At 69.1% G+C, this 21,203-nt stretch carries 19 protein-coding genes; 11 read left to right on the top strand and 8 right to left on the bottom strand.

Features of this window, described 5'->3' with window-relative positions:
• Nucleotides 1–2: 2 nt before the first annotated feature.
• Entirely contained in the window at nucleotides 3–1,130 is a 1,128-nt protein-coding gene (locus CRT60_RS07825) for an ABC transporter permease (RefSeq protein ID WP_193548413.1), read from the top strand.
• A 33-nt stretch (nucleotides 1,131–1,163) separates the two neighbouring features.
• Here the strand turns inward: CRT60_RS07825 and pgmG are convergent, their stop codons facing one another.
• The 3 genes from pgmG to galU form a co-directional block, all read right to left on the bottom strand.
• Nucleotides 1,164–2,564, bottom strand: coding sequence for a phosphoglucomutase/phosphomannomutase PgmG (pgmG, locus tag CRT60_RS07820; RefSeq protein WP_098735856.1), 1,401 nt, complete (start codon nucleotides 2,562–2,564; stop codon nucleotides 1,164–1,166).
• A gap of 38 nt (nucleotides 2,565–2,602) precedes the next feature.
• Nucleotides 2,603–3,934: a UDP-glucose dehydrogenase family protein gene (locus CRT60_RS07815; RefSeq protein ID WP_098735855.1), complete on the bottom strand. Its 1,332-nt coding sequence runs from the start codon at nucleotides 3,932–3,934 to the stop codon at nucleotides 2,603–2,605.
• Between the two features lie 203 nt (nucleotides 3,935–4,137).
• Nucleotides 4,138–5,007 carry a UTP--glucose-1-phosphate uridylyltransferase GalU gene (gene galU, locus CRT60_RS07810; RefSeq protein WP_098735854.1) on the bottom strand — a complete coding sequence of 290 codons (870 nt, stop codon included), beginning with the start codon at nucleotides 5,005–5,007 and terminating at the stop codon, nucleotides 4,138–4,140.
• A gap of 403 nt (nucleotides 5,008–5,410) precedes the next feature.
• Between galU and CRT60_RS07805 the strand changes: the two genes are divergently transcribed.
• The 5 genes from CRT60_RS07805 (at nucleotide 5,411) to CRT60_RS07785 (ending at nucleotide 9,207) form a co-directional block, all read left to right on the top strand.
• Nucleotides 5,411–6,175: an RluA family pseudouridine synthase gene (locus CRT60_RS07805; RefSeq protein WP_098736254.1), complete on the top strand. Its 765-nt coding sequence runs from the start codon at nucleotides 5,411–5,413 to the stop codon at nucleotides 6,173–6,175.
• 91 nt (nucleotides 6,176–6,266) lie between these two features.
• Nucleotides 6,267–6,539, top strand: a complete 273-nt coding sequence (locus CRT60_RS07800) for a GNAT family N-acetyltransferase (RefSeq protein ID WP_098735853.1) — start codon at nucleotides 6,267–6,269, stop codon at nucleotides 6,537–6,539.
• 160 nt (nucleotides 6,540–6,699) lie between these two features.
• Nucleotides 6,700–7,713, top strand: a complete 1,014-nt coding sequence (locus CRT60_RS07795) for a sodium-dependent bicarbonate transport family permease (RefSeq protein WP_098735852.1) — start codon at nucleotides 6,700–6,702, stop codon at nucleotides 7,711–7,713.
• Between the two features lie 23 nt (nucleotides 7,714–7,736).
• A complete protein-coding gene (locus CRT60_RS07790; RefSeq protein ID WP_244592352.1) occupies nucleotides 7,737–8,651 on the top strand; it encodes a LysR substrate-binding domain-containing protein in 915 nt (304 codons plus the stop codon).
• An 82-nt stretch (nucleotides 8,652–8,733) separates the two neighbouring features.
• Nucleotides 8,734–9,207, top strand: coding sequence for a GNAT family N-acetyltransferase (locus CRT60_RS07785; RefSeq protein WP_244592351.1), 474 nt, complete (start codon nucleotides 8,734–8,736; stop codon nucleotides 9,205–9,207).
• 77 nt (nucleotides 9,208–9,284) lie between these two features.
• Here CRT60_RS07785 and CRT60_RS07780 read toward each other — a convergent pair whose 3' ends face one another.
• A complete protein-coding gene (locus CRT60_RS07780; RefSeq protein WP_098735850.1) occupies nucleotides 9,285–10,175 on the bottom strand; it encodes a GNAT family N-acetyltransferase in 891 nt (296 codons plus the stop codon).
• 584 nt (nucleotides 10,176–10,759) lie between these two features.
• Here CRT60_RS07780 and CRT60_RS07775 point away from each other — a divergent pair.
• The gene (locus CRT60_RS07775) at nucleotides 10,760–12,076 is read left to right on the top strand and encodes an O-antigen ligase family protein (RefSeq protein ID WP_244592350.1); all 1,317 of its coding nucleotides are present in this window, start codon (nucleotides 10,760–10,762) and stop codon (nucleotides 12,074–12,076) included.
• A complete protein-coding gene (locus tag CRT60_RS07770; RefSeq protein WP_098735849.1) occupies nucleotides 12,073–13,011 on the top strand; it encodes a glycosyltransferase family 9 protein in 939 nt (312 codons plus the stop codon). The genes CRT60_RS07775 and CRT60_RS07770 overlap by 4 nt, the downstream gene beginning before the upstream one ends.
• Here the strand turns inward: CRT60_RS07770 and CRT60_RS07765 are convergent.
• Nucleotides 13,008–14,627, bottom strand: a complete 1,620-nt coding sequence (locus tag CRT60_RS07765) for a glycosyltransferase family 39 protein (RefSeq protein WP_098735848.1) — start codon at nucleotides 14,625–14,627, stop codon at nucleotides 13,008–13,010. The genes CRT60_RS07770 and CRT60_RS07765 overlap by 4 nt on opposite strands.
• A gap of 278 nt (nucleotides 14,628–14,905) precedes the next feature.
• Here CRT60_RS07765 and CRT60_RS07760 point away from each other — a divergent pair, with 278 nt between their 5' ends.
• Together CRT60_RS07760 and CRT60_RS07755 are read left to right on the top strand one after the other, a co-directional pair.
• Entirely contained in the window at nucleotides 14,906–15,394 is a 489-nt protein-coding gene (locus tag CRT60_RS07760) for a DUF2934 domain-containing protein (RefSeq protein WP_098736251.1), read from the top strand.
• A 79-nt stretch (nucleotides 15,395–15,473) separates the two neighbouring features.
• On the top strand, nucleotides 15,474–15,818 hold the full coding sequence (locus tag CRT60_RS07755) for a four-helix bundle copper-binding protein (protein WP_098735847.1): 345 nt from the start codon (nucleotides 15,474–15,476) through the stop codon (nucleotides 15,816–15,818).
• A 14-nt stretch (nucleotides 15,819–15,832) separates the two neighbouring features.
• On the opposite strand, the gene CRT60_RS07750 is transcribed toward CRT60_RS07755, so the two are convergent.
• The 3 genes from CRT60_RS07750 to CRT60_RS07740 are packed head-to-tail and all read right to left on the bottom strand — an operon-like array spanning nucleotide 15,833 to nucleotide 19,021.
• Nucleotides 15,833–17,377 (bottom strand): DHA2 family efflux MFS transporter permease subunit, encoded by a 1,545-nt coding sequence (locus CRT60_RS07750; RefSeq protein ID WP_098735846.1) that lies wholly within the window; start codon nucleotides 17,375–17,377, stop codon nucleotides 15,833–15,835.
• Nucleotides 17,378–17,415: 38 nt separating this feature from the next.
• Nucleotides 17,416–18,540, bottom strand: coding sequence for an HlyD family secretion protein (locus CRT60_RS07745; protein ID WP_098735845.1), 1,125 nt, complete (start codon nucleotides 18,538–18,540; stop codon nucleotides 17,416–17,418).
• A gap of 34 nt (nucleotides 18,541–18,574) precedes the next feature.
• Nucleotides 18,575–19,021, bottom strand: a complete 447-nt coding sequence (locus CRT60_RS07740) for a MarR family winged helix-turn-helix transcriptional regulator (protein WP_244592349.1) — start codon at nucleotides 19,019–19,021, stop codon at nucleotides 18,575–18,577.
• Between the two features lie 284 nt (nucleotides 19,022–19,305).
• Here CRT60_RS07740 and ilvD point away from each other — a divergent pair, with 284 nt between their 5' ends.
• Nucleotides 19,306–21,171 carry a dihydroxy-acid dehydratase gene (gene ilvD / locus CRT60_RS07735; RefSeq protein WP_098735843.1) on the top strand — a complete coding sequence of 622 codons (1,866 nt, stop codon included), beginning with the start codon at nucleotides 19,306–19,308 and terminating at the stop codon, nucleotides 21,169–21,171.
• Nucleotides 21,172–21,203: the final 32 nt, after the last annotated feature.

The raw sequence follows: 21,203 nt of genomic DNA, 5'->3' as shown, positions 1-21,203 counted from the left end.
CCATGATGCGCTTCCTCCGCAACAGCCTGACACTGGCGCGCAAGGAATGGATCAGCCTGCTGCGCGACGTCTTCATGCTGGGCTTCGTCGTCTATTCCTTCACCTTTTCCGTCTACAGCCAGGCGACCGGCATCTCGCACGAGCTGCGCAACGCCGCCATCGCCATCGTCGACGAGGACCGCTCGACCCTGTCGCAGCGGCTGGCCTCCAGCTTCCACGGCCCCGAGTTCCAGACCCCGGCGACGATCGGCCATGCCGACATCGACCCGGCGATGGATTCCGCCCGCTACACCTTCGTCCTCGACATCCCGCCGAACTTCCAGGCCGACGTGCTGGCCGGCCGCAGCCCGGCGATCCAGCTGCTGATCGATGCCACCGCGATGATGCAGGCCGGCATCGGCGCCGGCACCATCCAGGGCATCGTCGACGACGAGGTCGGCCGCTTCGTCCGCCGCGAGGCCGACGGCAGCGCCGCCCCGGTCAGCCTGCAAGTCCGCGTCGCCTACAACGAGGCGCTGGATACGAAATGGTTCACCGGCACCATGTCGGTGGTCAGCAACGTCACCATGCTGGCGGTGCTGCTGGCCGGCGCCGCCCTGATCCGCGAGCGCGAACATGGCACGCTGGAGCATCTGCTGGTGATGCCGGTGCGGCCGGCCGAGATCATGGCCGCCAAGGTGCTGGCGAACGGCGCGGTGATCCTGGGTCTGACGCTGGTGGCGCTCTATGCCGTGCTGCGCGGCCTCCTGTCGGTGCCGCTGGCCGGATCGGTCCCGCTGTTCCTGGCCGGGACGGCGCTCTATTTGTTCTTCGCGACGGCGCTCGGCATCTTCCTCGGCACGGTGGCGCGCTCGATGCCGCAGCTGGGCCTGCTGTTCATCCTGATCGTGCTGCCGATGAACATGCTGTCCGGCGGCTTCACCCCGCTGGAGAGCGAGCCGGAGTGGCTGCAACTGGCGATGCAGCTGTCACCCTCGACCCATTTCGTCGCCTTCGCCCAGGCGATCCTGTTCCGCGGGGCTGGCTTCGACGTGGTGTGGCCGCGCTTCGCCGCGACCGCCGGAATCGGCGCTCTGTTCTTCGCCTGGAGCCTTGCCCGGTTCCGGCGGCATCTGGCGAGTTTCCGGTGAGGGAGCGCTCTGCTCCCTCACCGTCACTTTACCTCAGTGCGACCCGCCGCCCTCGAAGGACGGCGCGCTCAGCCCGGAAGCCACCAGCTGCTCGATCAGCGCGCCCTTCAGCCGCTCCAGCCCTTCGGTGCTGTAGGACTCGGCGCGGGCCACCAGCACGTCCTGGGTGTTGGACGCGCGCAGCAGCCACCAGCCATCGTCGGTCGTCACGCGGACGCCGTCGATGTCGTTGACCTTGGCGCCCGACGCCTTGACGCGGCCCTTGACCTCCTCGACCACCGCGAACTTGCGTTCCTCGTCGATCTGGAAGCGGGTCTCCGGCGTGTTGACCATGTCCGGCAGGCCGTCGCGCAGGGCCGCCAGCGTGGTGTCCAGCTTGCTGACCAGCCCGGCCAGCCGCACGCCGCAATAGAGCGCGTCGTCGAAGCCGTACCACTTGTCGGCGAAGAAGATGTGGCCCGACATCTCGCCGGCCAGCGGCGAACCCGTCTCCGCCATCTTGGCCTTCAGCAGCGAGTGGCCGGTCTTCCACATCAGCGGGGTGCCGCCATGCTTGGCGATCTCGTCGAACAGGGCCTGGCTGGCCTTGACGTCGGCGATGATGGTGGCGCCCGGATGGCTCTTCAGCACGTCGGCGGCATAGAGCGCGACCAGCTGGTCGCCCCACACCACGCGGCCCTTGTGGTCGATGGCGCCGATGCGGTCGCCGTCGCCGTCGAAGCCGATGCCGATGTCGCAGCCATGCTCCGCCACCGCTTTCTTCAGGTCGACCAGATTGGCCTCGACCGTCGGGTCCGGATGGTGGTTGGGGAAGTTGCCGTCGATCTCGTCGAACAGCAGGACATGCGTGCCCGGCAGCTTGGCGGTCAGGCGGCGCAGGATCTCGCCCGACGCGCCGTTGCCGGCGTCCCAGGCGATCTTCAGGTCGCGCGTGCCGTCATAATCCTTCAGCAGGCGGGCGACATACTCGTCCTGGACGTCGATCTTCTCCGACGAGCCCTGGCCCTGCTCCCAGTCGGCCTTGGCCGCCATGGTGCCGAGTTCCAGGATCTGCTGGCCATAGACCGGACCCTTGCCCAGCATCATCTTGATGCCGTTGTAGTCCGGCGGGTTGTGCGAGCCGGTGATCATGATGCCGGCCGCCGCCTCGCGGTCGCGGGTGGCGAAATACAGCATCGGCGTGGGGCCGAGCCCGATGCGCAGGACGTGCAGGCCGGTGGAAACCAGCCCCTCGACCAGCGCCTCCTCCAGCTCCGGCGAGGACAGACGGCCGTCGTAGCCGACGCAGACCGTCTTGCCGCCCTTGCGCACCACCACGGTGCCGAAGGAGCGGCCGACCGCGCGGGCGTCCGCCGGGGTCAGCGTCTTGCCGACGATGCCGCGGATGTCGTACTCGCGCAGCACCGTGGGGTGGAAGGTATGGGCTTCGCTCATCGTCTCGTTAGTCCTCTGTTGGACGCCGTCTTTGGACCTTAGCCGCGGTCCATCCCGCCGGCCGGCGACGGCCGGCCGATGGAGGTATAGGTGAAGCCGGCCTTCGCCATGTCCTCGGGGTTGTAGATGTTGCGCAGGTCGATCATCACCGGCCGCTTCAGCATCGACTTGACCCGACGCAGGTCGAGCGCACGGAATTCGTTCCACTCCGTGAGAATAGCGACGCAATCGGCCCCTTCCAAGGTGCCGTAGGCGTCCTTGGCCCATTCCACGCCGGGAAGCAGCTTTTCGGCCTCGTGCATCGCCGCCGGATCGAAGGCGCGCACATGGGCCCCCGCCGCCTGCAAGGCCGGGACGATGTCGAGCGACGGGCTGTCGCGCATGTCGTCGGTGTTCGGCTTGAAGGCGACGCCCAGCACCGCGACGGTCTTGCCGTCCACCGACCCGCCGCAGGCGGCGATGATGCGCTCGGCCATCTGCTTCTTGCGCTTGTCGTTGATGTCCACCACCGTCTCGATGATGCGCAGCGGGCTGCCGACCTGCTGGGCGGTGCGGACCAGCGCCAGCGTGTCCTTCGGGAAGCAGGAGCCGCCATAGCCCGGACCGGGGTGCAGGAACTTCTTGCCGATGCGGCCGTCGAGCCCGATGCCGCGCGCCACGTCATGCACGTTGGCGCCGACCTTCTCGCAGAGATCGGCGATCTCGTTGATGAAGGTGATCTTGGCGGCCAGGAAGGTGTTGGCGGCGTATTTGGTCAGCTCCGCCGTCTCCAGCGAGGTCACGACGATCGGCGTCTCGATCAAATAGAGCGGCCGGTAGAGCCGGCGCATCACCTCGCCCGCGCGGTCGGACGTGGCGCCGATGACGACGCGGTCGGGCCGCATGAAGTCGCCGATGGCCGAGCCTTCGCGCAGGAATTCCGGGTTGGAAGCGACGTCGAACTCGGCCTCGGGGCGAACGCGGCGGATGATCGCCTCGACCTCGCGGCCGGTGCCGACCGGGACCGTCGATTTCGTCACCACCACCGTGTAGTGGTCGAGATGCTGGGCGATCTCCTCGGCGGCGCCATAGACGTAGGAGAGGTCGGCATGGCCGTCGCCGCGGCGCGACGGGGTGCCGACTGCGATGAACACGGCGTCGACGCCCTGCATCGCTTCCTTCAGGTCCAGGGTGAAGGACAGGCGGCCGGCGGCGACGTTGCGGGCGACGAGGTCGTCCAGGCCGGGCTCGTAGATCGGAATCTCGCCGTTCTTCAGCCGCTCGATCTTGCCGGCGTCCTTGTCGACGCAGGTGACGTGCACGCCGAATTCGGAAAAGCAGGCGCCGGAGACCAGGCCGACATAGCCCGTGCCGATCATCGCAATGCGCATCGCGTCCCCCTCATATCCTTGAAAAAAGGAAAACCAGTCTGTTTTCGGGATGCCCTGGCGGGTCTTCGCCGCGGGGCGTTCCTCACGGCCGGCCTTTTCGACTTTGGCCGGCTCTTCTTGAAATGCAGTCCAAACGCGTGCGCCCGCCCCCATCCGGATCAGGGGACGGGGGCGGGCACCGCGTCAGGCGTGCTGCCCGTCGGTCAGCAATATTTACGCAGCATGGCACGCACCTTGTCGGCCATGTCCGGCCGGTTCAGCGCGTGGGCGAGCGTCGCCTCGATGAAGCCGACCTTGTCGCCGCAGTCGTAGCGGGTGCCTTCGAAACGCAGGCCGTGGAACGGCTGGTTGCCGATCAGGTTGGCCATGGCGTCGGTCAGCTGGATTTCGTTGCCGGCGCCGCGCTGCTGCTTTTCCAGATGGTCGAAGATTTCCGGCTGCAGGATGTAGCGGCCGATGATCGACAGGGTCGACGGCGCGTCTTCCGGCTTCGGCTTCTCGACGAGGCCGCGGACGGTGGCCAGACGGCCGTCGTCCTTCTCGACGTCGAGGATGCCGTAGCTGCTGGTCTTTTCGCGCGGAACGTCGACGACGGCGACGATGTTGCCGCCGACCTCCTCGTACGCCTCGACCATCTGCTTCAGGCAGGGGGTCTTGCCCTGGACGAAGTCGTCGGGCAGCACGATGGCGAACGGGTCGTTGCCGATCAGGGCGCGGGCGCACCAGACGGCATGGCCGAGGCCCAGCGGAACCTGCTGGCGGGTGTAGAAGCAGCGGCCGGGAGCGATCTCGCTGTGGCGGACCTCTTCCAGCGCGTCCATCTTGCCGCGCTCTTCAAGCGTGCGGTTCAGTTCGGTGTCGGCGTCGAAATGGTCTTCGATGGCGCGCTTGGAGCGGCCGGTGACGAAAACGAAATCCTCGATGCCGGCGGCGCGCGCCTCTTCGACGGCGTGCTGCAGCAGGGGGCGGTCGACCAGCGGCAGCATCTCTTTCGGGATGGCCTTGGTGGCCGGCAGGAAGCGCGTGCCGAGACCGGCGACCGGGAACACCACCTTGCGCACGGGTTTCCGCATTGGACGTCTCTTGTGGTTGAGGCGAAGTCAAATCCATGGTTCCACGGTGGCACCCGACCGCAAGCGAAGCCTGCGGAAGCATGGGCCGTGGTTCCGGCTTTCTGCCACGCCTTCCGTCACTGCGCAACAAACCTTCCGAGACCGGGCAAAAGGCTAGTCCCAGAGGCCGAAATCAAATGAAAACCGGCTGAAACTCCTCAATCAAGCCGATCTTTATCCGTTACGTCCAAGCTGGCACCAAACCTTTCTCATAGGCGGGAACGCTTGGAAACGCGGCGGAATCCACCGGCGCGACACCGTGCCGCTGCCTGTAGGGCGCTATGGCTTCAATAACGAACTTTCCGTATGACGTTTTATTGCGAATACTTGCACGACGGGGGCGTCCGCGGTCATGGTGCCGGCCATGATCCCCGACTCGCTTACCCCGACTCCCCCGACTCAAGCCCAGCCCGCCCCCGGCTCGCTCACCGCGGAGCAGCTGCGCGCCCGCGTGCTGCACCGGGACGAGCTGTGCTTCGTCATCGACAAGCCGGCCGGTCTGGCCGTCCACAAGGCCGGGCGCATCACCGACCATCTGGAACTGTACCTGCCCCACCTGGCGGAGCCGGGCGGGGAGCCGCCGAAGCTCGCCCACCGGCTCGACCGCGACACCGCCGGCTGCCTGATCCTGGGCCGCACGCTTTGGGGGCTGAAGCGGCTGGGCCAGATGTTCGCCGCCGGCCATGTCGAGAAGACCTACTGGGCGGTGGCCGAGGGCATCCCGGAGGCCGAGACCGGCGTGATCGACCTCCCCTTGCTGAAGCGGATCGAACCCAAGTCAGACGCCGGCTTCGGCCGCTCCTCCTGGACCATCCTGCCCGACCCGGCCGGCCAGCCGGCGGTCACCGACTACCGGGTGCTGGGCACCGGCAACGGCCGGTCCTGGCTGGAGCTTCGCCCGCGCACCGGCCGCACCCACCAGATCCGCGTCCATTGCGCCGCCATCGGCTGCCCGCTGGTGGGCGAGCCCTTCTACGGCCCCGAGCGCCGGCCGCCCGGCACCCTGCATCTGCTGGCCCGCTCCGTCGCCTTCCGCATGGCCTTCGAGTACGCCCCCGTCAGCGCCGTCGCCCCGGCACCGGAGCATATGCGGGACGCGCTGTCCGCCTGCGGCTGGCGCGGGGAGTAAGAAGAAGCCGCGAAAAAGGGGGGCTTCCGGCCTCTTCTCCGCCCCCCATCTGTTGAAGGAGGGAAGTCCCACAACAGACGGAGCGCAAGGCATGGCACAGGCGGTCACCGACAACCGCGCGATGAACCGGTTCGAACTGGCGGTCGGCACCCAGACGGTGTTCGCCAACTACCGCCGCAACGGCCAGACCCTGGTGATTTCCTATGTCGAGGCCCCGCCCTCGCTTCGCGGCACAGGCGCCGCCGGCCGCCTGATGGAAGGCGTGGTGGCGACCGCCCGCACCGAGGGGCTGAAGATCGTTCCCCTGTGCAGTTACGCCGCTTTGTGGATGCGGCGCAACCGGCAGGACGACCTCCTGGCCTGAGGCCCGCCGCCATCCATTGAGAAAATCAATGGAAATGCTGAAAACTATCAATTTCCCATGAGGAAGATACCCCGTTAGCGTCCGCCCCATGGTTTGCCGCCATGGATTGGCACAGTGCGGCAAGACCCGTGCAGACCATCGAAACGAGGGACGATCCATCATGGACACGCTGCTGTCGGCACCGATTCTGTTCTTCGGCCTCGGTGCCGTCATCGCGCTCACTCGCGCGCGCATTCCGTTCCCGGAGGGCTTCGGCAAGGCGCTCGCCGCCTATCTGCTGGTCGCCATCGGCCTGAAGGGCGGCGTGGCGCTGGCCGGTGCCGATGTCGGCGCCGTGCTGCCGCTGCTGCTGACCGCCGGTCTGCTCAGCCTGCTGATGCCGGTCCTCGGCTTCGCGCTGCTGCGCTCGGCGGTCGGGCTGGATCAGGTCAATGCGGCCGCCATCGCCGCCCATTACGGCTCGGTCAGCCTCGTCACCTTCGTCACCGCCACCAAGCTGCTGGAAAGCCAGGGCGTCACCTTCGGCGGCCACATGGTCGCGGCGCTGGCGATCATGGAAGGCCCGGCCATCGTCAGCGGCCTGCTGCTGGCCGGCGCCGCCGGCATGGTGTCCGGCGTGGCGGCGGGTGGCGGCGGAGCCAGCCTGTCGGTGCCGCTCGGCGGCGGCGGCCCGGCCCAGGGCGGCTCGATCAGGGGCGCCATCCGCGAGGCCGCCTTCAACGGCTCGGTCCTGCTGCTGGCCGGGTCGCTGCTGGTCGGGCTGGTCATCGGCAAGCCCGGCCTGCAAAGCCTGCACGGCCTGTTCATCGCGCCGTGGGACGGCGTGCTCTGCCTGTTCCTGCTGGAGATGGGCTATCTCGCCACCTCCCGGCTGCGGGAAGCGGTGTCGCTCAGCCCGCGGCTGATCGCCTTCGGCATCGTCATGCCGCTGGCCGGCGCGGCCATCGGCCTTGCCGCCGCCGCGTCCCTGGGGCTCGGCCTCGGCGATGCCGCCCTCTTGGTGACGCTGTGCGCCAGCGCCTCCTACATCGCGGTTCCGGCGGCGCTGCGCCACGCCCTGCCGGCAGCGGAGCCCGGCCTGTCGCTTCCGCTGTCGCTGGGCATCACATTTCCTTTCAACATCCTCGTCGGTATTCCACTCTACCTCGCACTGAGCCGGGCGGTGCTGACCTGACCGGCCGAGCCGGAACAACCCCCATGCCATCCGCCCCTCCGCCCCACATGCCCGCTCCGCTGCCGCCCTTCGACCTCGACCTGCTGCGCAGCTTCGTGACCATCGTGGACAGCGGCGGCTTCACGCGGGCGGCGGAGCGGCTGGGCCGCACCCAGTCCACCATCAGCCTGCAGATCAAGCGGCTGGAGGACGGGCTGGGCAAGCGCCTGTTCCTGCGCGAGGGCCGCGGCCTGGACCTGACCCCCGACGGCGAGATCCTGCTGACCTATGCCCGCCGCCTGCTGGGCATGGCGGGCGAGGCCTGCGCCCTGCTGATGGAGCCGGAGGTGGGCGGCGTGGTGCGGCTCGGCACGCCGGAGGATTTCGCCACCGCCCATCTGCCCGACGTGCTGTGGCGCTTCTCCCGCGCCCATCCCCAGGTGGCGCTGGAGGTGCAGTGCGACTTCACCGTCAACCTGCTCGACCGTTTCGCCCGCGGCGAATACGACCTCGTGCTGTGCAAGCGGGAGCCGCAGGGACCGGCCGGGGGCGTCCGGGTCTGGCGCGAGCCGCTGTTCTGGGTGGCGTCTGACCGGCTGATCCTCGACGCGGGCGCCCCGGTCCCGCTGGTCCTCGCCCCGGCACCGGACATCCACCGCAAACGCGCCATCGACGCGCTGGACGCCCACGGCCGCCCCTGGCGCATGGCCTACACCAGCCCCAGCCTCGCCGGCATCAAGGCCGCGGTGACCGCCGGGCTCGGCGTGACCATCCTGCCGAAGGACATGCTGGCCCCCGGCTTCCACATCGTGAACGCCGAACACGGCCTGCCCGATCTGCCCGACATCGAAACCGCCCTCTACCGCCAGCCCGGCCCGCTGCCCAAGGCGGTGGATTTGCTGGCCGAGCACATCGTCCGCTCGCTGGAACGAACGGCGGACAGGACGGCGGCGGGGTGAGGGGCTCCCACGTTTCTGGGCAACGGCGACACACGAACTCAGTCAGGACAAGGGAATGCACATGACAGTGGTGAAAAGGCTGTTGCCCGACGATGCGGAGGAGTACCGCTCGCTCCGCCTCGAAGCCCTGCACCGCCATCCGGAGGCGTTCGGATCGAGCCATGCCGAGGAAAGCAGCCGTCCCCTTTCCAGCTTCGCAGACAGGATCGCGGGCGGTTACATCGTCGGCGGCTTCGTCAACGGGATACTTGATGCCACGGCCGGGCTGCTGATTCCCACCCAGGCCAAATCGCGGCACAAGGGCATGCTTTGGGGGGTCTATGTTCGCGGAAACAGGCGGGGCAGCGGTCTGGCAGATGCGGTCATGACCGCCCTGCTCGCCCATGCCGCGGAGCATGTCGAGCAAATCCATCTCTCCGTCGCCGCGACCAACCGGCAGGCCATCGGCCTGTACGAACGGCTGGGCTTCGAAGCGTACGGCACGGAACCGCGGGCGCTGAAGGTGGACGGGAGCTACATCGACGAACGTCTGATGGTAAAATTCATGGGCCGCTAAGCAGGTTTTCCGAGCCCGCCCATCTGTGGGCGGAGTTCGGAAAACCTGCTTAGATGCCCCGCGCCGGCCACCGCCTCTCACCCCAGCTCAAAGCTCGTGATCCCGAACACCCGCCCCAGCCCGGCCGCCGGGGCCGGTCCCAGATACATGCGCGCCGTCTCGAATTGCGGCGACAGCCCCAACTCCTCCGCCAGCCGCACCCCCGCCGCGTTCGGTTCCGGCACGTCGAGAAACACCGGCCCGACTCCGCCCTTGGCCCCGGCCGTCCGGCCCAGCGCCAGCACCAGATCCCGCGCGACCGTCTGGTCCGCGGCATAGAGCGGGCCGATCTTCCAGCCGTCGTGGCAGGGCCGGATCACCCCGAAGCCCGTCACATCGCCGTCACCATCGCCGGTTCCCACCGCCGCCAGCGCCGTTGCACCGGGCAGGGCGATCCAATTGGCGAGGAAGCCGGGGCGCGGCGCCGGGAACAGCGCGGCATCCAAGGCCGCCAGCCGGTCGAAGGGCACGGTCCGGGCATCCACCAGCCTCGCCCCGCCGGCCCCGTCCTCCGGCAGGCTGCCGCCGAAGCGGATGTTGCGGTGGGACAGGGCGAAGCCGGATTTGCGGTAATTCTCCTGTTGGGCGACCACGCCGTCGAGCCCGACGGTGCAGCCCTCCAGATGGCGCAGTCCCGCCTGCCACAGCGTCCAGCCATAGCCGCGCCCGCGCGCCTCCGGCCGCACGATGTAGAAGCCGAGGAAACCGAAATTCCCCGGATAGCGCACCACCGACAGCGAAGCGACCGGCTGGCCGTCCAGCAGCCCGACCAGGAAGCCGGCTGGATCGACGGCATGGAAGGCGCCGGCATCGTGCAGGCCGGGGTTCCACCCTTCCAGCCGCGCCCACTCGACGGCCAGATCCAGCTCGGCCCGGCTCATCACGCGGACCCGATAGCCCTCGGCCCCCTGCCCCCCGCTGCGTTCCATCTCCGCCCCCTTCGAACCCATGGAACAGAGCGTAGCGCAATCCACGGCGCATTGAAGACCATCTTGCAGCACAGCCAGAATCCCCTCTCCCTCCCGGGGAGAGGGTTAGGGTGAGGGGGATGCATGGCGAGGATCTTCAAGCATCGCGCACGCGCCGCCCCCTGCCTTCGGCGGACAGAGTTTAGCAGGAGGAAGGAGTTCCACCCGCGATTTTCATCCACCCTTTCCCCAATCCGCGACAACCGTGATAGGACTATCATCCTCGCCACTGCCGGTCAGGACCCGCCATGCCCCGCCGGATGTTGTTCACCCGATCTGCGTTTCCCGCCAACGGCTTAACCCCCGATGAGACAGTGGAACACTCCCGGATTTCTGTTCCACGCTGTTTCAAACCGTCAGCCCGCCCCGCACCCCCCGGTACCGCCCCGGCTCCACCTGAAGCAATGGAACACCACACGAATTCCTGTTCCACGCTGTTTCAAGCCCCCCATCCCGCGCCCGGCCTCCACCGACCGCGCGCCGTTGCTTTCGGGGCAGGAGTGCGGTTAAGTCCCCGCCGGTTTCCGCTGATCCGCGTCAAGGTCATGCCCGTCGAGTCCCTGGACGCCACCGCGTCGCGCCCCGCTTCCCCAGCCCCCCGCCCGTCTCCCGCCGGCCGCGGGGTCGATGCCGTGCTGCACGGCGTGGCCGGGGCTGCCGCCCTGGTGCTGGGGCCGCTGGCGGCGCTCGCCCCGCGCGGGCTGCCGGTCTGGGCCATCCTCGTGCTGGTGCTGTCGCTCGTCGGTCTCGCCCGGAATGGAAGCTTTGGGCGCGGGGCCTTCGGGCGCATCCTGCGCCTCACGCCGCCGGTCGCCGCCGTCGGCGCCTTCCTTCTGCTGGCTCTGGTCTCCACCCTGTGGAGCCCGTCCGACCGCGCGCTCGCGACGGTGCTGGAGATCGGCTATATCGCGCTCGGCGCGCTGGCCGGTGGCGCCTGGATCGCCGGGCTGCCGGCGTCCGACGCGCGGCGGCTGGCCGGGCTGTTCCTGGCCGGCGGGCTGGCCGGCGGGCTGCTGTTCGCGGTGGAGGCGGCGCTGGACTTCCCGCTGAACCGCTGGTGGAACAGCGTGCCCGACGACCAGCTGCCCAACCTGCTGAACGGCAATGTGCCGAAGCGGACGGCGGCGCTGCTCTGCCTGCTGGTCTGGCCGGCCGCCCTGGCGGTGGACCGCTTCGGCCGCAAGGCGCTGGCCCTGCTGGTGCCGGTCGGCTACGCGCTGGCCTGCCTGCCCCTGACCAGCCGGTCGGCCATGCTGGGCATTGCCGCCGGGCTGGTCACGCTGGCGGCAGCCCGCGCCTCCGCCAAATGGACCCGCCGGCTGTTCAGCGCCGCGGTCACCGCCGCCTTCCTGCTGGTGCTGCCCGCCGCCCTGCTGTTCTCCGGTCCGCTCGACCTCGACCATTCCGGCCTGCTGTTCCGCTCCGCCCAGCACCGGGTGGAGATCTGGGGCCATGCGGCGGACCGCGCGCTGCGCACCCCGGTGTTCGGCCAGGGCATCGACGCCTCGCGCTCCCTGCCGCCGGAAGGTGCCGTGTCAGAGTTCTCGCCGATCGGCGACAGCCTGCTGCCGCTGCATCCGCACAACGCCTTCCTTCAGGTCTGGCTGGAGACCGGGGCGGTCGGGGCGGCGCTGGCGCTGGCGGCGATGCTGCTTCTGCTGGCCGCCACCGCCCGGCTGGAGCGCCGCGACCAGCCCTTCGCACTCGCCCTGTTCGCCACGGCGATGGCGATGGGCAGCACCGCCTACGGCATCTGGCAGCCCTGGTGGATGGCAGGCTTCCTTGCCGCAGCGCTGATGCTGCGGCTGGCAACGCGTATCGGGGGCCGCATCGGGGCCCCTACCGGGAACAAGACACGATGAGCAAGCGCCCACTCCGCATCCTTGTCATCAAGCTGGGCGCCTTCGGCGATTTCTTCCTGGCCCAGACGACGTTCGCCGCCATCCGCCGCCATCATGCCGGCGACCGGATCACCCTGCTGACCCTGCCTTCGCTGGCCCCGCTCGCCCGGATGAGCGGGTTGTTCGACGAGGTGCTGGAGGATCCGCGCGACCGCTCGCTGTCGGCCTATCTGGCGATCCGCCGGACCTTGCGCGCCCACCGCTTCGACCGCGTCTACGACCTCCAGGCGCAGACGCGCACCGACCTCTATCACCGGCTGCTGTTCCCCGGCCCCTGGCCGGAATGGTCGGGCACCGCCCGCGGCGCCTCGCATCCCGACCGCTACGAAGGCCGGCGCAAGGTGCCGGTGCGCGACCGCTATGTCCGCCAGCTCGCCCCCTTCGGCATCGTCCCGGACGAGACGCCGGACCTGTCCTGGCTCGACGCCGACATCGCCAAATTCGGACTGCCGGAGCGCTTCGCCCTGCTGGTTCCCGGCTCCTCCCCCGGACGGCCGGACAAGCGCTGGCCCGCCCGCCGCTATGCCGAGGTGGCGGCGGCGCTGGCGGAGCGCGGCATCGTGCCGGCGGTGATCGGCACCGGGATCGAGCGCGACCTTGCCCGCGTGATCGCCCAAACCTGCCCGCAGGCGGTCGACCTCACCGACCGCACCAGCGTGCCGGAGCTGGGCGGGCTGGCGCGCCGGGCCTGGGGCGCCGTCGGCAACGACACCGGCCCGACCCACCTGATCGCCGCCGTCGGCTGCCCCACCGTCGTGGTGTTCTCAGACGCCTCCAACCCGATCCACAGCACCGGCCCGCGCGTGCTGATCCACCACCGCCCCGACTTCAACGACATCGACAGCGCCGGCGTGGTCGAGGCGCTCGACCGCGCGCGGACCCTGGGAGGTTCCTAACGGCAGAAGGGAAACGGCGCCGCCTTGGGCATGTAGATCGGGATCCATTCGCAATGGGTCGCCGGGTTCGGCAGCTTGCGGGTTTCGATGACCGGCCAGGCATGGGCCGCGACCACCACCAGCGCCACGCCGCCCAGGATCCAGCGCCGCGGCTTCGTTCGGTCCAGCAGCCCCGGCATCCGCGCCAGCACCCAGGCGGCCGACAGGATCGCCAGCGGGTCGGTGTAGGCGGCATAGGCGCGCTGGAAGCCGCGCAGCGAGAACAGCGACTCCAGCCCCCAGGCGACCAGCAGCAGGAACAGCGCCTGCACCGCCGCCAGCCTTTGCCCCCGCCGCCACAGCACCACGGCGCCGGCCAGCGCGAACCACTCCACCACGATGGTCTGCGGGATGTTGTCGGGGTGCAGGACGATGGTGCGGATCGCCAGCGTCCGGCCGATGCCGGCCAGCAGCAGCCCGAGCGTCCCCTGCCCGACCACGTTCCCCTGGCCCTGCAACTCCGCCCCATGCCGCCAGGAGGAGAAGACGAACATGTGCTCGACGAAGTTCGCCACGGCGATGGCGTTCTGCTCGTTCCAGCGGATGTCGAGCGCCAGCAGCCCCACCGCCAGCCCCAGCAGCACCGCCGCCGCTCCGGCGACCGCACGGGCCGCCGGCACCCGGTGGACCGCCGCATGGACCAGGATGCCGGCCAGCACCCAGCCGGCGACGATGCTCTGATAGCCGCCGCCCGACAGCCCGCCGCCAACCGGCGTGTAGGGATAGACCGCCCGGCCCCAGCCGGCCAGCCCGGCCTGGATCAGCCCGAAGGCCGGCACCGCGGCGGCAGCCGCCAGCAGCCCGACCAGCGCGGCAACGCCCCAGCCCTTTTCCGGCACGGCCTCCGCCCGCCGCCCGAACAGGATCGCCGCCACCGGCAGCCCCATCGCCAGGAAAACCGCCTGCACCTTGGTCACCATGGCCAACCCGACCAGAAGGCCGCCCAGCGCCAGTTGCAGCAGCGATGCGCCGCCGCACGGCTTGCCGTCCGCCGGCCGCACCGCCCGCAGGACCAGCAGCAGCCCCAGCACGACGAAGCCGGCCGACAGCAGGTCGGTGCGCATCTGCCGCCCCTGCGCCGTCAGCCCGACGCCGAAGGCCAGCAGGATGCCAGCCAGCAGCGCCACCCGCCGGTCCTCCACCAGCCCGCGCAGCAGCGTGGCATAGCTGACGGCGAAGGCGGCGGTCAGCAGGATCGACAGCGCCCGCCCGGCCTGGACCAGCGACTGCCAAACGGCTTCGGTCGCCGCCACGTCGCTGCCCGGCGGCAGGGCCGACAGGCTGGCGACCGGCAGCAGACCGGCCGCATGCAGCAGCCGGTACCAGACGTCGATCACCAGGAAATAGCCGTAGCCGGGATGGTCGAAATACTCCTGCGGCAGCCCGTCGCCGAACAGCAGCCCGTGATAGGCCAGCACCAGATCCTGATCGGAATGCACCCAGTAGGGCAGCCGGAACCCGACCAGCAGGACCGACAGCGCCATCGCCGCCGCCAGCCCGGCGCACAGCAGCCACCAGGGTGCCGCCGCGACGCGGTCGAGCAGGGAGGGACTGGCGGCAGAGGAGGCAGGAGTCATGATTGGCACGGCTCAAGGGTAGGGTCGGTCGCCTTGTGGCATGGAACAGGCCGGTTGGGAACCATCTCCCGTTCCCTCCGGACATCATCTCCCGTTCCCTCCGGGAACCAGACGCTTGCTCCGGTGTTGCCCTCATGGAACGGCGGAGTCGGGAGTCTCCGCCTCTTTCGTGGTGCCTCGCACGAGTGGCTTTGCAACGTTGGCGGGTCGCTGCCACAAAATACGGTATGGCAGACCCGCCGGGCGGACAATTGCCGGACAGACACATGGGGAACTCGATGGCCGATACCGACGATATCCAGGAGCGTATCCGACGCCGCGCCCACGAGTTGTGGGAGAGCGAGGGCCGTCCGCAAGGCCGCGACTCCGACCATTGGACCCAGGCCGAGGCGGAAGTCCGCGGCGCCGGGGCGCTGGAGCCGACCGGCAAGGTCGCCGGCTCGCGCAAGAAGACCGCCACCTCCAAGACCGCCGGCAAGAGCACCCGTGCCGCCGCCGAATCCCTGTCGGCGGTCGCGAGCGCCCCGGCGCAAAGCGCCAAATCCGAAGCGGTCAAGCCTGCGAAGGCCAAGCCGGCCGCCTCCAAGGCGACTGCCTCCAAGCCGAAGGACGATGCCGCTCCGGCCGAACAGGCCACCTCCGTCAAGGCTCCGGCGACCCCCCCCGCCAAGGCGGCGCCCACCAAATCCACAGCCGCCAAGACTCCGGCCGCGAAGCCCCCGCGCGGCTCGAAGAAGGACGGCGGCAAGAGCGCCACGGCCGGCTGACCAACCTTCCTTGCCGGAACCCAACGGCCCCGGAGCCGGTTGTCAGGTCATCCCTGCACTCTTCTCCGGAGGAACCGTCATGGCCGGCACGCCGTCGATGGACGACTGCATCCGCAACTGCACCGATTGCCAGACGATCTGCCTGGAAACCGTATCGCACTGCCTGACCAAGGGCGGTGCGCATGCGGAGGCCGGGCATGTCCGCCTGATGCTGGACTGCGTCGACATCTGCCGCACCAGCGCGGATTTCATGATCCGCGGCTCCCGCTTCCACCATCTGACCTGCGGCGCCTGTGCCGAGATCTGTGCGGCCTGCGCCGACCGGTGCGACCGCATGGCCGACGACGCCATGATGAAGCGGTGCGCCGAGATGTGCCGCCGCTGCGCCGAAAGCTGCCGGGCGATGTCGAGCATGGCCGCCTGACAGGAGCGGCGCCCCTACTCCATCACCGCCGCTTCCTCCGGCGCCGGGGCTCCCGCCTTCGGCCGCCGGAGCAGCAGCAGCATCGGGATGACCAGCAGGGCGACATACATCATCAGCTTGAAGTCGTCGATGTAGGCGATCATCGCCGCCTGCTGCGTGACCTGGGCGTTCAGCATCGCCAGCGCCTCGGGCGTGGCGGTCACCTGCTCCGTCATCATCTGCGAGAAGGGCGTCAAATGCGCGGCCAGGCTGGCGTGGTTGATCTGGGTGTTCTGCGACAGCAGGGTCATCACCACCGAGATGCCGACGCTGCTGCCCAGGTTGCGGACCAGGCTGAACAGGCTGGCGGCGTCGGTGCGCAGCCGCGGCTCCAGCGTGGCGAAGGCGATGGTGCTGAGCGGCACGAACACCAGCCCCAGGCCCAGCCCCTGCACCACGCCGCTGATGATGATCGGCTCGCGGTCCATCACGATGGTGAAGCCGGTCATGTACCACAGCGACCAGCTGGTCAGCAGCACGCCGGCCAGGATCAGCAGCCGCGCATCCACCCTGCGCACCAGCCGTCCCACCATCAGCATCGAGATCATCGTGCCGACGCCGCGTGGCGCCAGCACCAGCCCGGTGGTGACCGTCGGGTAGCCCAGCAGATTCTGCAGCATCGGCGGCAGCAGCGCCATGGTCGCCAGCAGGATCACGCCGATCACGAAGATCAGAATCAGCCCGGTGACGAAATTGCGGTCGCGCAGCAGCGCCGGGTCGATGAAGGGCTCGGTCTTCGTGTTGCCGTGGGCGGTGGCGATGTGGATGGCGAAGACCCAGAAGGCGCAGGCGGCCAGCGCCGTCTCGATCCAGATCTCGGTGGCGCCGAACCAGTCCAGCTGCTCGCCGCGGTCCAGCAGCATCTGGAAGGCGCCGACCGCCAGACCCAGCATGGCGAAGCCGAAGAAATCGAAGCCGCGGATGCGTCCCTTGGTCTCGTGCAGGAAGACCGCCATGCCGGCGAAGGCCAGCAGCCCGACAGGCAAGTTGATGTAGAAGACCCAGCGCCAGCTGAAGCTGTCGGTCAGCCAGCCGCCCAGCGTCGGCCCGGCAATCGGGCCGACCATGATGCCGGCCCCCCACAGAGCCATCGCCTGCCCGTGCCGTTCCTTCGGGTTGATGTCCAGCAGCACCGACTGCGACAGCGGCACCAGCGCCGCGCCGAAGACGCCCTGCACCAGCCGGAAGGCCACCATCTGGGTCAGGCTGCCGGCCAGCCCGCACAGCACCGACGCCGCGGTGAAGCCGGCCACCGCGATCAGGAATAGCCGCTTGCGCCCGAACCGGTCCGCCATCCAGCCGGTGGCCGGCGTCGCGATGGCCGCCGCGACGATGTAGGAGGTCAGCACCCATGTGATGGTGTCCTGCGCCGCCCCCAGGCTGCCCTGCATGCTGGGCAGGGCGACGTTGGCGATGGTGGTGTCCAGCACCTGCATGATGGTAGCGAGCATGATCGACACGGTGATCATGCCGCGATGCTTCACCTCATGCGGGGCTGCCGGGGATTGGGGGACGGCCATGGAATGCCTGCGGATGATGGGATGCGTGCGTGGTTGCCTTACCGGATCGCCGCGACCGCGTTGCCGATGGCGCCCGGCAAAGGCCGGCTGTAGTGGGTGTCGACCTCCACCTCGGCACTGAGGCCGGTGCGCAGCGGCACGGGCTCGCCCTCCGTCCGGTCGATGCGGAGGCGGACCGGCACCCGCTGCACCACCTTCACCCAGTTGCCGGTGGCATTCTGGGCGGGCAGGACCGAGAACTCCGATCCGGTGCCGGCGCCGATGCTCTCGACATGGGCGGTCAGGGTGCGGCCGGAATAGGCGTCCAGCACGACCGTCGCGGTCTGGCCGACCGCCATGTAGGTCAGGTCGGTTTCCTTGAAGTTGGCCTCGACCCAACTCGACCCGCTCATCACCAGACTGACCGCCGACAGCCCGACCGAGGCGTATTGCCCGACCAGAAGCCGGTCGGTCTGGCTGACCAGGCCGTCGGCCGGCGCTGCCACCACCGTGTGGTCGAGGTCGCGCTGCGCCGACGCCTTCTTCGCCAGCGCCTCCAGCACCGTCGGATGGCGGTCGGTGGGGATGTCGGGATCGCCGCCAAGGGCAGCGCGGGCGCTGATCACCGCCTGTTTCTCGGTGTTCAGATCCTGCTGCGCCGCCATCAGGTCATGGCGCACCGAATCATAGGTGGCCCGCGCGGCGACGCCGGTCTTCAGCAGATCCTGCTGGCGCTGGAACTCGCGCTGCTCGAAGGAGACCTTCTCTTCCGCCGCGGCCTGCTTGGCCTGCGCCTCGCCCAGGTCGGCGCGCAGCTGCTCCACCTTCAGCCGGGCCGAGGCCAGCGCGGCGTCCGCCTGCTGCAAGGCCAGCCGGTAGGGTTCGTCGTCGATGCGGAACAGCAGGTCGCCGCGATGGACCGGCTGATTCTCATGCACCGCCACCTCGACGATGCGGCCGGAGATATCCGGGCTGATCGTCACCTTGTCCTGCTGGACATAGGCGTTGTCGGTCGAGACATAGCGTCCGCCCACGACATATTCATAGCCGCCGCCGACCGCCACCAGCAGCGGCAGGGCGGCCATCAGCAGCCAGCGGCGCCAGCGCGTCCGTCGGACAGGCTTGGCGGTCGGATTCTGGGCATTCGGGCGGGTATCGGTATCGCGGTCGGTCACGGCGGTCATGGCGGTCGGGTCCCGAAGAAAAAGGCGGGGGTCGTCAGGCTTTGGCGGCGATCTTTTGAGATGCGGTCTTCGCGGGCGCTTCGGCCCGGCGGTCGGAAAGGTTGGCGCGCATGTGGGCCAGCATCTCGACCAGCATGGCTTCGGCATCGGGCGGCAGGCCGGCGAGCGCCTCCGCATAGAGCCCGGTGGCGAGCGCCCGGCCCTGCTCAAGCACCGCATGCGCCTTCGGCGTCAGGTGCGGCAGCCGGGCGCGCCGGTCGGTCGGGTCGGTGCGGCGTTCGATCCAGCCGCCTTCCTCCATACGGTCGATCTGCCGGCAGAGCGTGATCGGCTCGATCTCCAGCAGGTCGGCCAGCGCCGCCTGCTTGATCCCCTCGTTCCGCGCCAGCGTGGCGATCACCGACCATTGCGGACGGGTCAGGCCGAGATGGCGGGCGCGCTGGTCGAAACGGACGCGCATCAGGCGCGCCGTGTCGGTCAAGACGGCCCCCAAACTCATCGAATGGGGATTTGCGGAGCGGTGATCGGTGGGGGAGGACATCGGCATATCGTAAGCTTGCTTATCGGTTCATCGGAATTAATAAGCGTGCTTATCATCGGCAATCCTCGCGGCGTGCATGGCAGGGCAACGCCGGTGTCGCGCCTCCTGAGCCCTGGACGGGATCGCGCCTCTGGCGCGCGCGACAGGAGATTGCTAAGGTGCCCACCCGTTTCGTTCCATTCCTTTCGCCAATTCGCCAAAATCGACCAGCTGAGGACCGATCCATGCCGCACTACCGTTCCCGCACCTCCACCCACGGCCGCAACATGGCGGGCGCGCGCGGCCTGTGGCGGGCAACCGGCATGAAGGACGGCGATTTCGGCAAGCCGATCATCGCCATCGCCAACTCCTTCACCCAGTTCGTCCCCGGCCACGTCCATCTGAAGGATCTGGGCCAGCTGGTGGCGCGCGAGATCGAGAAGGCTGGCGGCGTGGCGAAGGAGTTCAACACCATCGCCGTGGACGACGGCATCGCCATGGGCCATGGCGGCATGCTGTACAGCCTGCCCTCGCGAGAGCTGATTGCCGACGCGGTGGAGTACATGGCGAACGCCCATTGCGCCGACGCGCTGGTCTGCATCTCCAACTGCGACAAGATCACGCCCGGCATGCTGATGGCCGCGATGCGCCTGAACATCCCGGCGGTCTTCGTCTCCGGCGGCCCGATGGAAGCCGGCAAGGTCAAGTGGCGCGGCAAGATCAAGTCGGTCGACCTGATCGACGCCATGGTCGCCGCCGCCGATCCGACCGTCTCGGATGAAGAGGCGGCGGAGATGGAGCGCGGCTCCTGCCCGACCTGCGGCTCCTGCTCCGGCATGTTCACCGCCAACTCGATGAACTGCCTGACCGAGGCGCTCGGCCTGTCGCTGCCCGGCAACGGCACCATCCTGGCGACCCACGCCGACCGCAAGGAGCTGTTCCTCGCCGCCGGCCGCATGGCGGTCGATCTCTGCCGCCGCTGGTACCAGGAGGAAGACGCCACCGCCCTGCCGCGCGGCATCGCCACCAAGGAAGCCTTCGAGAACGCGATGACGCTCGACATCGCCATGGGCGGTTCGACCAACACCGTCCTGCACATCCTGGCGGCGGCTCAGGAAGGCGGTATCGATTTCACCATGGAAGACATCGACCGGTTGTCGCGCCGCGTCCCCAATGTCTGCAAGGTCGCTCCCGCCGTGGCCGACGTCCACATCGAGGACGTCCACCGCGCCGGCGGCATCTTCGGCATCCTGGGCGAGTTGGACCGCGCCGGTCTGCTGAACCGCGACACCCCGACCGTCCATGCGCCGTCGCTCGGCGAGGCGCTGGACCGCTGGGACGTGATGCGCACCCAGGACCAGTCCGTCCATACCCTGTATCGGGCTGCCCCCGGCGGTATCCCGACCGTCGTGCCCTTCAGCCAGGAACGCCGCTGGCCGGAACTGGACCTCGATCGCGAGAAGGGCGTGATCCGCAAGGCCGAGAACGCCTTCAGCCAGGACGGCGGTCTCGCCGTGCTGTACGGCAACATCGCGGAGAACGGCTGCATCGTGAAGACGGCGGGCGTCGACGCCTCCAACCTCGTCTTCGCCGGCCCGGCCCGCGTCTTCGAAAGCCAGGACGACGCCGTCGCCGGCATCCTGGGCGACGTGGTCAAGGCTGGCGAGGTGGTGGTCATCCGCTACGAGGGCCCGCGCGGCGGTCCCGGCATGCAGGAAATGCTGTACCCGACCAGCTATCTGAAGTCGAAGGGACTGGGCAAGGCCTGCGCGCTGGTGACCGACGGCCGCTTCTCCGGCGGCACGTCCGGCCTGTCGATCGGCCACGTCTCTCCGGAAGCGGCCCAGGGTGGCGCCATCGGGCTGGTGCAGGACGGCGACCGCATCGAGATCGACATTCCCAACCGCATCATCCGCCTCGCCGTCGACGACCAGGAGATGCAGCGCCGCCGCGACGCGATGAACGCCAAGGGCATGGATGCCTGGAAGCCGCTCAACCGCGACCGTCTGGTTTCCCCGGCACTGCGCGCCTATGCCGCCCTGACCACCAGCGCCGACCGCGGTGCCGTGCGTGACGTTACCCAGGTGGAGAACATCGCCGTCCGCCGCTGACATGGCTTAGGCGACAGGCGCCGACAGCGCCA

Origin of the sequence: Azospirillum palustre (assembly GCF_002573965.1) — a bacterium.
GTDB lineage: Bacteria > Pseudomonadota > Alphaproteobacteria > Azospirillales > Azospirillaceae > Azospirillum > Azospirillum palustre.
The sequence above is the reverse complement of the archived record's forward strand: the minus strand, read 5'-3'. Positions and strand labels throughout refer to the sequence as shown.